Origin of the sequence: Ramlibacter sp., from assembly GCF_028291745.1 — a bacterium.
GTDB lineage: Bacteria > Pseudomonadota > Gammaproteobacteria > Burkholderiales > Burkholderiaceae_C > Ramlibacter.
Genome location: NZ_JAQGNQ010000146.1, coordinates 1 through 12,017, shown reverse-complemented (window position 1 = coordinate 12,017; position 12,017 = coordinate 1). Strand labels below are relative to the sequence as shown.

Below are 12,017 nucleotides of genomic sequence, written 5' to 3'. Positions count from 1 at the left end.
TTACTTCGTCCAGCGCTGCGCGGCGTGCGCCACCCGCTGCCCGAATTGCCGGCCGGTTTCCAGGTCGCCGGGCAGCATCTCCGCCGGCGAGGCATCCGCCGGCGACTGCGCCGCGGCACCGGCGAAAGTGCCGATCCAGTTGACGTCGTTGCGCTGTGCCGCCTTGCTGTTGGCCGGCATCATGCCGTTGCCCACCCACACCCCGCCGTGCTGCATGGCGAGGGTGAAGAAGTAGTACATCGTGCTGGACTTGTCGCCGTTGATGCTGCCGCTGTTGGTGAAGCCGGCAAACATCTTGTCCTTCCAGCCCTGGCTGAACCAGGGCTTCGAACTGGCGTCGGCGAACTTCTTGAATTGCCAGCTCGGCCCGCCCATGGTGGTGGGCGAGCCGAACAGGATGGCATCGGCCTGCGCCAGTTGCTCCCAGCCGCCGTCGGGCAGGTTGCCCTCGGCATCGATGGCCAGCAGGCGCGCGCCCGCGCCCTCGGCGACGGCCTGCGCCAGGCGCTGCGTATGGCCGTAGCCGGAGTGGTAGACGACGACGAGATTCGCCATGGGCGGCGGTCCTTGTGGGTGGGTTGCTGGCTTGTGCCTGGGCAAGGCGCTTTGAACGCAGAAGTCGCAGAAAGGAAAACCGAACACGCAGAAGGATCGCAGCAGACGATGTCGCTTGATCCAGTTTTTCTTCTGCGTCTTCGGTTCCCGCCTCTGCGTCTTCTGCGTTCAGATTTCCAATGCATCAACCGACTCGCCCATCGGGGCGAGCCGGAGATGCGGCGAGCCTCACGCGCGGCGCCGGCCGTCGACGCTGAACGCACCGCCACCGAAGGCAGCAAACGCCATCAGTCCGCCGGCGATGGCGCAGTTCTTGAAGAAGTTCATCTTCTGCGCCGCCACCGCCGCTTCCGGCGAAGCCCAGAAGTTGTGGAAGATCGGCGTGATCACGACGGTGAAGAGTGCCAGCCCCAGTGCGGCCCAGCGCGTCTGGATCCCCAGCAGCAGCATCAGGCCCAGGCCCAGTTCGGCGCAGACCGCGATCGCGGCACACACCTGCGGCAGCGGCACGCCCTTGGAGCTGATGTAGCCCACCACACCCGAGAAGCCCATGAGCTTGCCCCAGCCCGCGGGCACGAACAACAGGGCGATCAGCACGCGGCCGACCAGCGTGAGCGCGTTCTGCGCCGGCGTGAGCGCGAGCCCGCTGCCGTCCGCGGATCGGGTGTACAGGGCGTTGCTGGAAGTGAGGGTTGCCATGGTTGCTCCTTGATGAATCGAAAAAAAAACAAGAGATCAGTGCTCGGCCAGGTCGAACACCAGCACTTCGGCGTCCTTGCCATCGGACAGCTTCAGCTGGCTTTCGCCCTGCAGCTTCGCGGCGTCGCCCTGCCCCAGGCGGCTGCCGTTGACCGTCAGCTCGCCACGCACCAGGTGCACGTACACAGGTCGCTTCGGATCGAGCGACATGGTGGCCTGCTCCGCGCCATCGAACAAGCCCGCGTACACCCGCGCGTCGGCATGGATGCGCACCGAGCCCTGCTCGGCGTCGGGCGAAGCGACCAGCCGCAGCCGGCCGCGCTTCTCCTCGTCGGCGAAGGCTTTCTGCTCGTAGCCGGGCTCGATGCCGTTGACGTTCGGCTCGATCCAGATCTGCAGGAAGTGGGTGGTCCGGTCCTTGGCGTGGTTGAACTCGCTGTGCATCACGCCGCGGCCCGCGCTCATGCGCTGCACGTCGCCCGGGGGGATGCCCTTGACGTTGCCGAGGGTGTCGCGGTGCGCCAGCTCGCCCGACAGCACGTAGCTGATGATCTCCATGTCCCGGTGGCCGTGATTGCCGAAGCCGGTGCCGGGGGCAATGCGGTCCTCGTTGATCACGCGCAGGTTGCCGAAGCCCATATGCTCCGGGTCGTAGTAACCCGCAAAGGAAAAGCTGTGGAAGGACTTCAGCCAGCCGTGGTCGGCGTAGCCGCGCTCCTGGGACTTGCGGACGGTCAGCATGGTTTCGGTTCCTTTGAAGGTGGTGCACTGTAGGTGCCCGGCCGTGTGCGAAAGTCCGCTTGAATTTGATGGCATCATTCAAATCGACTGAATGAAGGATGTGATGGCGAGCCCCCGCGACGTGTTGACCCCCGATGCCCTGGGCGTGCTGCAGGCGGTTGCCGACCAAGGCAGCTTTGCCGCGGCCGCCCGCCAACTCGGGCTGGTGCCGAGCGCCGTCACCTACCGCATCCGCCAGCTCGAGGACGCGCTCGACGTGCTGCTGTTCGACCGCAGCTCGCGCAACGCACGCCTGACCGCGGCCGGCAACGAGCTGGTTTGCGCCGGCCAGCAATTGCTGCAGGACATCGACGCGATGGCCCATCGGGTCAAGCGCGTGGCGACCGGCTGGGAGGCGGAGTTCACGGTGGCGGTCGACAGCTCGCTCTCCGGTTCGACGGTGATGGAACTGGCCGAGTCCTTCTACGCGCTGCAACCAACCACGCGCCTGCGCCTGCGCGACGAGGCGCTGGCCGGCACGCTGGAGGCGCTGGTCTCCGGCCGCGCCGACCTGGCACTGGGCGTGGTGGTCGAGCCCGGCACGACGCCCGGCATCAGCAGCCACGAACTGGGGGACCTGCCCTTCGTGTACACGGTGGCACCGCATCATCCGCTGGCGACGGCTGCCGAGCCGATCCCGGATGAAGTGCTGCTGAAGCATCGTGCGGTGGCCGTGTCCGATTCCGCCCAGCAACGCGCGATGGCGCTCACGCTGGCCTTGCTGCCGGGGCAGGACGTCTTCACGGTCTCCAACATGCGGGCCAAGCTGAATGCGCAATTGCGCGGGCTCGGCGGCGGCTTCCTGCCCGAACCGCTCGCGCGGCCGTATCTGGAGAGCGGTCGCCTGGTCGCGCGGGAAATCCAGCGCGCACCGCGCCGCATGATCCGACTGAGCTATGCGTGGCGCACGGGCGGCAACCCGGGGCCGGGTCGCGCGCTGCAATGGTGGCTCGCGCAACTGGAAAGCGCGACCACGCGCGCTGCCTTGCTGGAGCGGCATCGCTCGGCATGACGGGCTATCGCGGCCGCTTCGCGCCCTCGCCGACCGGGCCGCTGCACGCGGGCTCGCTGGTGGCCGCACTGGCCAGCTGGCTGGATGCGCGGGCGCACGAAGGGCAGTGGCTGGTGCGTATCGAGGATGTGGATCGCCCGCGCTGCGTGCCCGGAGCGGACCAGGAGATCCTGCGGCAACTTGCCGCCTGCGGATTGCTGCCGGACGCGCCGCCGCAGTGGCAGTCGCAGCGCGAGCCGCTGTACCAGCGCGCCCTGGAGGGCCTCGTGGCCACCGGCGCGGCCTATCCCTGCGCCTGTTCCCGCAAGGACATCGAACTGGCCTTGCGCGCGCAGGGCCGCGAGCGATCGCGCCACGGGGAGCTGGTCTATCCCGGCACCTGCAGGCAGGGGCTTGCAGGCCGCGAGCCGCGTGCCTGGCGCCTGCGCGTGCCCGAGGGCGTGGTGGCGTGGACCGACCGCCGGCTGGGCGTGCATCTGCAGGATGTGGCCGCGACGGTTGGCGACTTCGTGCTCAAGCGCGCCGATGGCCTGTTTGCCTATCAGCTCGCCGTGGTGGTCGACGATGGGGAGCAGGGCATCACGCACGTGGTGCGCGGCGAGGACCTGGTCGACAACACGCCGCGCCAGCTGCTGCTGCAACGCGCGCTGGGCTTGCCGCAGCCCACCTATTTGCACGCGCCGCTGGTGCTGGGCGCCAATGGCGAGAAGCTCTCGAAGCAGAACGGCGCTGCGCCGCTGGACTTGCGCGCGCCCCGAGCGGCGCTGGGGGCCGCCGCGGCGACGCTGGGCTTGGAGTGGTCGGTGCACGGCACGGTGGCCGATGCGCTGGCGGAGGCGGCGCGGGCTTGGAGGCAGCGCTGGCCGTAGGACAATCGGGCCATGAGTTTCGACGAACCGGACGCGCCCGCGAGCGTGCCCCATCCGCGCGGTATCCGCAGCTACGTGCGGCGCGCCGGCCGCACGACGGTCGGCCAGGCCAAGGCGATCGAGGCGCTGGGCCCGCAATACCTCCTGCCGTATCGGCCGGAGACCGTGGACCTGGCGCAGGCCTTCGGGCGCGATGCGCCCACGATCCTCGAGATCGGCTTCGGCATGGGCGAAGCGACGGCGCACATCGCGGCGCTGATGCCGGAACAGAACTTCCTGTGCTGCGAGGTGCATCCGCCGGGCGTGGGCGCGCTGCTGAAACGCATTGGCGAGCAAGGGCTGAGCAACATCCGCATCGTCGAACACGACGCGGTGGAGGTGCTGGACCGCATGCTGCCCGAGGCTTCGCTCGCCGGCGTGCACATCTTCTTTCCCGATCCCTGGCACAAGGCGCGGCACAACAAGCGCCGGCTGGTGCAGCCGCCGTTCGTGACGAAGCTGTTGCGGTGCTTGCGGGGGGGCGGGTACATCCATTGCGCGACGGATTGGGAGCCGTATGCGGTGCAGATGCTGGAAGTGCTGGCGGCGCAGCCCGCTTTGCGCAACACCGCGGAGGGGTTTGCCCCGAGGCCGGAGTATCGGCCGCTGACGAAGTTCGAAAACCGCGGGATCCGGCTGGGCCACGGAGTGTGGGACGTGGTGTTCGAGAAGCTTTGACTTGCCGCCTCCCCGCGGGGGGAGGGTTGGGGTGGGGGCGCTCCCCGCTCCATCCAGCGCCGGGCGGGTGAGGGCCTGACTTGCTCCCTCTCCCGCCAAGCGGGAGAGGGTTGGGGTGAGGGCTCGCCTGAATGGGCGCCGTCGCCCTCACCCCTGCCCTCTCCCGCAAGCGGGAGAGGGAGCAACAGCCCCAGCGCGTCCATCCCAATCTTCCCTGTATCGACCGAGCACATGGGCAACACCCGTGCGAGGACATGGGTGACAGTCCGGCAGCAGCTTGGCAGGGATCTTTCAGGCTGTTTTCGCCCGGGTTGGAGAGCGTTGGGGCAGGGTCTGACTTGCTCCCTCTCCCGCCGGGCGGGAGAGGGTTGGGGTGAGGGCTCGCCTGAATGAGCGCCGTCGCCCTCACCCCTGCCCTCTCCCGCAAGCGGGAGAGGGAGTGATACCGGCGCGACCCCAGCGGCCCAAGCGCCCCGCGCACCCCCAGCGCCCCCATCCCAGCCTTCCCCCGAAGGGGGAAGGAGCAAAGTCAGGTCAGACGCGTTCTGCGACCCAGGCTTGCACCGAGCTCAGCGCCCCCGACAATTTGCTCGCGTCGGTCCCGCCGGCCATGGCCATGTCCGGCTTGCCGCCGCCCTTGCCGCCGACTTGCTGGGCGACGAAGTTCACCAGGTCGCCGGCCTTGAGCTTGCCCATGCTGTCGGCCGTCACGCCCGCGGCGATCTGCACCTTGCCGCCATCGACGGCCGCCAGCACGATGGCCGCCGACTTCAGCTTGCCCTTCAGCTTGTCCATGGTGTCGCGCAGCGTCTTGGCATCCGCGCCTTCCAGCCGCGCGGCCAGCACCTTGATGCCCTTCACGTCCACCGCCTGCGCGACCAGCTCGTCACCCTGTGAGGAAGCGAGCTTGCCCTTCAGTTGCGCGACTTCCTTTTCCAGCGCACGCACCTGGTCCAGCACCTGCGCGATGCGGCCATTCAGTTCGCTCGGCGCGGCCTTCAGCGATCCGGCCACGGCTTGCACGGTGGACTCCAGCTGCTGCAGGTAGGCCAAGGCATTGGCCCCCGTCACCGCCTCGATGCGGCGGATGCCGGCGGCGACACCGCCTTCGTTCAGGATCTTGAACAGGCCGATGTCCCCCGTGCGCTGCACGTGCGTGCCGCCACACAGCTCGCGGCTGCTGCCGATATCGAGCACGCGCACCGACTCGCCGTACTTCTCGCCGAACAGCATCATCGCGCCGGTCGCCTTGGCCGATTCGATGTCCATCACGCGCGCCTGCGTGGCGTGGTTCGCCAGGATCTCGGCGTTCACGCGCGACTCGATCTCGCGAATCTGTTCGGCCGTCACTGCGTGGTTGTGCGTGAAGTCGAAGCGGGTCTTGTCGGCATCGACCAGCGAGCCCTTCTGCTGCACGTGATCGCCCAGCACCTCGCGCAAGGCCTTGTGCATCAGGTGCGTCACCGAGTGATTGCGCATGGTCGCCGCGCGCCGCTGCATGTCGACGCTGGCTTTCACGGTGTCGCCCACCTTCAGCGTGCCCTGCGTCTGTACGCCATGGTGGCCGAACACATCGGCCTTGATCTTCTGCGTGTCCTCCACGCCGAACTGCACGCCTTCGGCCGCGAGGATGCCGCTGTCACCCACCTGGCCGCCGCTTTCGGCATAGAAGGGCGTGGTGTCCAGCACCACGATGCCGGGCTGGCCCTCTTCGAGCTGCCGCACCGGCGTGCCATCGCGATACAGCGCGACCACCTTGGCAGTCTCCTCCAGCCGCTCGTAACCGGTGAAGACGTTGCCCGCGCCCGCGTATTCCAGCGCGCGATCCATCTTGAACTTGCCGGCGGCGCGGCCCGCGGCCTTCTGCTTTTGCATCGCGGCGTTGAAGCCGGCCTCGTCGACGGTCACACCGCGCTCGCGGCAGACGTCGGCCGACAGGTCCAGCGGGAAGCCATAGGTGTCGTGCAGCTTGAAGGCGACTTCGCCCGGCAGCACCTTCTGGTCGCCGGCCAGCGCCGCGTCCAGGATCTCCATGCCATTGGCCAGCGTCTCGTAGAAGCGCTCCTCTTCCGCCTTGAGCACCTCCATCACGCGGGCCTCGCTGGCCTTCAGGTGCGGATAGGCCTCGCCCATCAGCTTGACCAGGTCGGGCACCAGCCTGTGGAAAAAGGGCGTCTTCTGTCCCAGCTTGTAGCCGTGGCGGATCGCGCGGCGAATGATGCGCCGCTGCACATAGCCCCTGCCCTCGTTCGACGGGATCACGCCATCGGCCACCAGGAAGGAGGTGGCGCGGATGTGGTCGGCGATCACGCGCAGCGAGGGGTTGGAGAGATCGGGTGTGTGGGTCTCGCGTCCGGCCGCGGCGATCAGCGCCTCGAACAGGTCGATCTCGTAGTTGCTGTGCACGTGCTGCAGGATCGCGGCCAGCCGCTCCAGGCCCATGCCGGTGTCCACGCAGGGCGCGGGCAGCGGCTTGACCGAGCCATCGGGCTGCATGTCGAACTGCATGAACACGTTGTTCCAGATCTCGATGTAGCGGTCGCCGTCGGCAACCGGGCTGCCCGGGGGGCCGCCGGGAAGGGGCGGGCCGTGGTCGTACAAGATCTCCGAGCACGGGCCGCACGGGCCGGTGTCGGCCATCATCCAGAAGTTGTCGGAGGCATAGCGCGCGCCCTTGTTGTCGCCGATGCGCACCACGCGCTCGGGGGGCAGGCCGATCTCCTTGGTCCAGATGTCGTAGGCCTCGTCGTCCTCGAAGTAGACGGTGGCCCAGAGCTTGTCCTTGGGAAGCTTGTAGACGTCGGTCAGCAGCTCCCACGCCCACTTCAGCGACTCGCGCTTGAAGTAATCGCCGAACGACCAGTTGCCCAGCATCTCGAAGAAGGTGTGGTGGCGCGCCGTGTAGCCCACGTTCTCCAGGTCGTTGTGCTTGCCGCCCGCGCGCAGGCAGGCCTGCACCGAGGCCGCGCGCACGTAGGGGCGCTTGTCGGTGCCGAGGAACACGTCCTTGAACTGCACCATGCCCGAGTTGGTGAACATCAGCGTCGGGTCGTTGGCCGGCACCAGCGGGCTCGAGGCCACCACCGTGTGGCCGCGCTGCTTGAAGAAATCCAGGAAGGTCTGGCGGATGTCGGCGACGGTGAATTGGGGAGTGGTCATGGGGAGTCCAGCTGAACCTTTCATTATAGATTTGGGGGTGTGGCCGCTCGCTGACCGTGGGCCGGAGCATAGGTCGGGCCGGAACCTCCCAATGAAAGCTCGTCAATGGCTCGCCGCCTTCAGCCGGGCCTCCGAGCTGCTGAGGCAGTGCCTACAAGACCGGTGGCCATTCCTACACCTGTTCCACGACAAGGACGACGCAGGAATCCATGCAACGGGCAGAGAGTGTGCAGGAGTTAACAACCTCGCCACCTGGAGATCCTCCATGCCCACCGCAGTCACCCACTGGAGCGACGCCATGTTCACGTCGCTGGCAGCCGCCATGGCGCTGCTGTTCTCCGCGATACCGAAGATCATCGCCTTCGGGTTGATCCTGGTGGCGGGCTGGTTCATCGCCTCGCTGATCGACCGCGGTCTGGCCGCCGTGCTGCGCACCATCCGCTTCAACCACTTCGCCGACCGCGCGGGGCTGTCGGAGTTCATTGCGCGCATGGGCATGAACACGGATGCCGCCGGCATGATCGGCTTGCTGGTCAAGTGGTTCGTGCGGCTGATCGCGCTGGTGGTGGCGTTCGATGCGTTGGGCCTGCCTGCGGTCTCCGAGGTGCTCAAGCAACTGTTGCTGTGGCTCCCGAACGTGGTGGTGGCGCTGGTGGTGCTGGTGATCGGCGGCCTGGCGGCGCGCGGGCTCAGCAACGTGGTGCGTGGCGCGGCCAGTGAGGCGGGCCTGTCCAACACCAACTTCCTCTCCAAGGCTGCGGCCATCGTGGTGTGGGCCTTCGCGATCGTGGTGGCGGTGAACCAGTTGGGCATCGCGACGGAACTCGTGAACACGCTGTTCATGGCGGTGGTCGGCGCGGTGGCACTGGGCATCGGCCTGGCCTTCGGCCTCGGCGGCCGCGAAACCGCCGCGGAGATCCTGCGCAAGGCCTACGACAAGGCGCAGGAGAAGCAGGGCAAGATCCAGCAACTGGCCGAGAACATCGGCGACGAAACCCGCGCCCGCGTGCCGCCCACGCAGCCGGGCCAGTGGCCCACCGGCGGCTACCCGCAAGGCGGCGGCATGCAAGGCGGCGGCAGCCCGATCCCGGCGGAAAAGCGGCATGACTTGGAAGGGGGTTGATTCCTTCCGATGCTTCCAATGAAAGGGCCCTTCGGGGCCCTTTGTCTTGCTCCCTCCCCCTCCGGGGGAGGCTGGGGTGGGGGCGCTGCGGCCGTCGCCCTCACCCCAACCCTCTCCCGCAAGCGGGAGAGGGAGCAAGAAGAAGAGCGCCCCCATCCCAACCTTCCCCCGGCGGGGGAAGGAGCAAACACCATCGACAGGCCAGCCCTCGAACCCGTTTTTGTTGCCACACTTCCCCATGGCCTTAGACCCCGTCATCCAGAGCCTGCTCGACACCGATCTCTACAAGTTCACGATGTGGCAGCCCATGCTGCACCGGCATCCGCAGACGCAGGCCACGTATCGCTTCGTGCTGCGCAATGCGCCGCAGTACCCGCTGGCCGATTTGCGTGACGAGGTCGATGCGCAGCTCGATCATCTCTGCAGCCTGCGCTTTCGGCGCGACGAGCTGGATTTCCTGGCCAGCCTGCGCTTCATGAAGGGCGACTTCATCGACTTCCTGCGCATCTTCCATTTCCAGCGCGACTTCATCCAGGTGCGCGCCGAAGGCGACGCCCTGCACGTCGAGGCGCGCGGGCCGCAGGTGCACGTGATGGCCTTCGAGATCTTCGTGCTGGCGATCGTCAACGAGCTGTACTTCCGCCGCTTCGACCACGACGCGGCACTGGCCGAAGGCCGCAAGCGCCTGGCCGCCAAGCTCGCCGATCTGCGCGCGTTCGGCAAGGAGCCCGAGCTGGCGCATCCCTTCGAGTTCTTCGACTTCGGCGTGCGCCGCCGCTACGGCCGCGACTGGCAGCGCGAAGTGGTGGCCACGTTTGCGCGCGAGCTGCCGCGCTTCTTCAAGGGCACGTCCAACGTGCTGCTGGCGCGCGACCTCAACCTGGTGCCCATAGGCACCATGGGCCACGAGTACCTGCAGACCTTCCAGGCGACCGGCGTGCGCCTGCGCGACTTCCAGCGCGCGGCGCTGGAGGAATGGGTGCAGGAGTACCGCGGCGACCTGGGCATCGCGCTCACGGACACGGTCGGCATGGATGCCTTCCTCGCCGACTTCGACCTGTACTTCGCGAAACTGTTCGACGGCCTGCGCCACGACTCCGGAGATCCCTTCGCCTGGGGCGAGAAGGCCTTGGCGCACTACGCGAAGTTGCGCATCGACGCGCATCGCAAGCGGCTGGTGTTCTCCGACAGCCTGGACACGGCCAAGGCAGATGGGGTTCGGCATCGGCACCAAGCTCACCAACGATGTCGGCCTGACGCCGTTGAACATCGTGATGAAGCTGGTGGAGGTCAATGGCCAGCCCGTGGCCAAACTATCCGATGCGCCGGGCAAGACGCTGGCGACGGACGAGACCTTTCTGGCTTATTTGCGGCAGGTATTCGGGGTGGTCGCGCCGTGAATTGGCGCGGGGGTGGATCCCGGGTCAAGCCCGGGATGGCATCCACACCTAATAGCCCGAAGGCTGCTCGCAGGCTGTGCTCTTGAGATGAGCACGAACCACTTCGGCCTGGTCACCCACTGCGGCCACCGCCTCCTTCACGCGCTTTTCGCTCACGTTGAAGTGGCGTGCCCAGGAGCACACGGCGTAGTCGTAGGTGACGTCGATGCGCTCGCTCTTGCCGGCGCGCGCCTGGAGGGGGGAGGTGCTCGTCGTGGTCATGGGGATCATCGTAGGGGAGCGGCATGGCACGCCGATGTAGGACGGATACGCCAGGGGGTCTTGCTCCTTCCCCCTCCGGGGGAAGGTCGGGATGGGGGCGCTCCCCGCCTTTGCTCCCTCTCCCGTCCGCGGGAGAGGGCTGGGGTGAGGGCGACGGCCGCCGTCCCTCACCCAAACCCTGTCCCCGGAAGGGAGAGGGAGCGAGCACCACACTGGTTGCCGCGCCCGCATTGACAATGTCCGCAGCACGTCGTTCACATCGATGTGCTGCCATTGCAGGCTGCGGCCGGGCTCGGCCCGTTCGCGCGTCCGACATTACAACGTCACCCACTTCACTCCATCCCCTCCAGGAGCCTCCTCCATGCGTCACCTCCCCCTGGGCCGCACCGGCCTGTTCGTCTCGGAACTCTGTCTCGGCACCATGACCTTCGGCGGCACCGAAGGCATGTGGAGCAAGATCGGCACGCTGCAGCAATCGGACGCCGAGCGCCTGGTCGGCCAGGCCATCGATGCCGGCATCAACTTCATCGACACGGCCGACGTGTATGCCGGCGGCGCCAGCGAGCAGATCACCGGCCAGGCGCTGCGCAACCTGAAGATCGCGCGCGACCACGTGGTGGTGGCCACCAAGGTCTTCGGCGAAACCGGCCCGGGCCTGAACATGCGCGGCAACACGCGCGGCCACATCCTCGATGCGGTGAAGGCGAGCTTGAAGCGCATGCAGCTCGATCACATCGACCTCTACCAGATCCACGGCTTCGACCCCGCGACGCCCATCGAGGAAACGGTGCGCGCGCTCGACCAGCTGGTGCGCCACGGGCACGTGCGCTACGTCGGCGTCTCCAATTGGGCGGCCTGGCAGATCGTCAAGGCACTGGGCATCGCGGAGCGACTGGGCCTCGCGCGCTTCGAATCGCTGCAGGCGTATTACACGGTGGCGGGCCGCGACCTGGAGCGCGAGCTGATCCCGATGCTGCAAAGCGAAGGCCTGGGCCTGATGGTGTGGAGCCCGCTGGCCGGCGGCCTGCTCAGTGGCAAGTACGGACGCGAGCAGCAGGGCGAGCAAGGCAGCCGTCGCACCGCCTTCGACTTTCCCCCGGTCGACAAGGACCGCGCGTGGGACGCCGTCGACGCGATGCGCGGCATCGCGCAAGCGAAGGGCGTCTCGGTCGCGCAGATCGCATTGGCGTGGCTGCTGCACCAGCCGCAGGTAACCAGCGTGATCGTGGGTGCGAAGCGGCCCGACCAACTGGCCGACAACATCCGGGCGACCGAGGTGCGACTGAGCGCGCAAGACCTGCAGCAGATCGATGCGGTGAGCAAGCTGGCGCCGGAATATCCCGGCTGGATGCTGGAGCGGCAGGGAGACTTCCGTCGTCAGCAGCTGAGGGAAGCCCGGCGGGACTGAGCGACGCGGGTCGGGCAAGCGCTGCCGTTGCAGC

10 protein-coding genes and 1 pseudogene are annotated in these 12,017 nt (G+C 67.6%); 6 read left to right on the top strand and 5 right to left on the bottom strand.

Annotated elements, in window-relative coordinates; translation table 11 throughout:
* The 3 genes from JWP60_RS26335 to JWP60_RS26325 all read right to left on the bottom strand — a co-directional run bounded on the left by JWP60_RS26335 (position 1) and on the right by JWP60_RS26325 (position 1,995).
* Positions 1 to 555 carry a flavodoxin family protein gene (locus JWP60_RS26335; RefSeq protein ID WP_299798473.1) on the bottom strand — a complete coding sequence of 185 codons (555 nt, stop codon included), beginning with the start codon at positions 553 to 555 and terminating at the stop codon, positions 1 to 3.
* A 228-nt stretch (positions 556 to 783) separates the two neighbouring features.
* Positions 784 to 1,254, bottom strand: coding sequence for a DoxX family protein (locus JWP60_RS26330; protein WP_299798470.1), 471 nt, complete (start codon positions 1,252 to 1,254; stop codon positions 784 to 786).
* A gap of 36 nt (positions 1,255 to 1,290) precedes the next feature.
* Entirely contained in the window at positions 1,291 to 1,995 is a 705-nt protein-coding gene (locus JWP60_RS26325) for a pirin family protein (protein WP_299798467.1), read from the bottom strand.
* Positions 1,996 to 2,098: 103 nt separating this feature from the next.
* On the opposite strand from JWP60_RS26325, the gene JWP60_RS26320 reads away from it, so the two are divergent.
* Genes JWP60_RS26320 through trmB form a run of 3 tightly spaced genes read left to right on the top strand, consistent with a single transcriptional unit; the run spans position 2,099 to position 4,632 of the window.
* Positions 2,099 to 3,046, top strand: a complete 948-nt coding sequence (locus tag JWP60_RS26320; protein WP_299798464.1) for a LysR family transcriptional regulator — start codon at positions 2,099 to 2,101, stop codon at positions 3,044 to 3,046.
* A complete protein-coding gene (gene gluQRS / locus JWP60_RS26315; RefSeq protein ID WP_299798461.1) occupies positions 3,043 to 3,915 on the top strand; it encodes a tRNA glutamyl-Q(34) synthetase GluQRS in 873 nt (290 codons plus the stop codon). Before JWP60_RS26320 ends, gluQRS begins: the two co-directional genes overlap by 4 nt.
* A 12-nt stretch (positions 3,916 to 3,927) precedes the next feature.
* Complete coding sequence (trmB, locus tag JWP60_RS26310) at positions 3,928 to 4,632, top strand: tRNA (guanosine(46)-N7)-methyltransferase TrmB (RefSeq protein WP_299798458.1); 705 nt, start codon at positions 3,928 to 3,930, stop codon at positions 4,630 to 4,632.
* Between the two features lie 534 nt (positions 4,633 to 5,166).
* Here trmB and alaS read toward each other — a convergent pair.
* A complete protein-coding gene (gene alaS / locus JWP60_RS26305; RefSeq protein WP_299798455.1) occupies positions 5,167 to 7,791 on the bottom strand; it encodes an alanine--tRNA ligase in 2,625 nt (874 codons plus the stop codon).
* Between the two features lie 265 nt (positions 7,792 to 8,056).
* Between alaS and JWP60_RS26300 the strand changes: the two genes are divergently transcribed.
* Both JWP60_RS26300 and pncB read left to right on the top strand, forming a co-directional pair.
* On the top strand, positions 8,057 to 8,914 hold the full coding sequence (locus JWP60_RS26300; RefSeq protein ID WP_299798453.1) for a small-conductance mechanosensitive ion channel: 858 nt from the start codon (positions 8,057 to 8,059) through the stop codon (positions 8,912 to 8,914).
* A gap of 238 nt (positions 8,915 to 9,152) precedes the next feature.
* Positions 9,153 to 10,314 (top strand): annotated as a pseudogene (gene pncB, locus JWP60_RS26295) (nicotinate phosphoribosyltransferase).
* A 48-nt stretch (positions 10,315 to 10,362) separates the two neighbouring features.
* Here pncB and JWP60_RS26290 read toward each other — a convergent pair.
* Positions 10,363 to 10,575, bottom strand: a complete 213-nt coding sequence (locus JWP60_RS26290) for a DUF3606 domain-containing protein (RefSeq protein WP_299798450.1) — start codon at positions 10,573 to 10,575, stop codon at positions 10,363 to 10,365.
* 361 nt (positions 10,576 to 10,936) lie between these two features.
* Here JWP60_RS26290 and JWP60_RS26285 point away from each other — a divergent pair, with 361 nt between their 5' ends.
* Positions 10,937 to 11,983 carry an aldo/keto reductase gene (locus JWP60_RS26285; RefSeq protein ID WP_299798447.1) on the top strand — a complete coding sequence of 349 codons (1,047 nt, stop codon included), beginning with the start codon at positions 10,937 to 10,939 and terminating at the stop codon, positions 11,981 to 11,983.
* Positions 11,984 to 12,017 lie beyond the last annotated feature (34 nt).

Excerpts from the sequence above, each read along its gene's own strand:
- JWP60_RS26335 (WP_299798473.1), bottom strand. The coding sequence starts at position 555 with ATGGCGAATCTCGTCGTCGTCTACCACTCCGGCTACGGCCATACGCAG.
- JWP60_RS26330 (WP_299798470.1), bottom strand. The coding sequence starts at position 1,254 with ATGGCAACCCTCACTTCCAGCAACGCCCTGTACACCCGATCCGCGGAC.
- JWP60_RS26325 (WP_299798467.1), bottom strand. The coding sequence starts at position 1,995 with ATGCTGACCGTCCGCAAGTCCCAGGAGCGCGGCTACGCCGACCACGGC.
- JWP60_RS26320 (WP_299798464.1), top strand. The coding sequence starts at position 2,099 with ATGGCGAGCCCCCGCGACGTGTTGACCCCCGATGCCCTGGGCGTGCTG.
- gluQRS (WP_299798461.1), top strand. The coding sequence starts at position 3,043 with ATGACGGGCTATCGCGGCCGCTTCGCGCCCTCGCCGACCGGGCCGCTG.
- trmB (WP_299798458.1), top strand. The coding sequence starts at position 3,928 with ATGAGTTTCGACGAACCGGACGCGCCCGCGAGCGTGCCCCATCCGCGC.
- alaS (WP_299798455.1), bottom strand. The coding sequence starts at position 7,791 with ATGACCACTCCCCAATTCACCGTCGCCGACATCCGCCAGACCTTCCTG.
- JWP60_RS26300 (WP_299798453.1), top strand. The coding sequence starts at position 8,057 with ATGCCCACCGCAGTCACCCACTGGAGCGACGCCATGTTCACGTCGCTG.
- JWP60_RS26290 (WP_299798450.1), bottom strand. The coding sequence starts at position 10,575 with ATGACCACGACGAGCACCTCCCCCCTCCAGGCGCGCGCCGGCAAGAGC.
- JWP60_RS26285 (WP_299798447.1), top strand. The coding sequence starts at position 10,937 with ATGCGTCACCTCCCCCTGGGCCGCACCGGCCTGTTCGTCTCGGAACTC.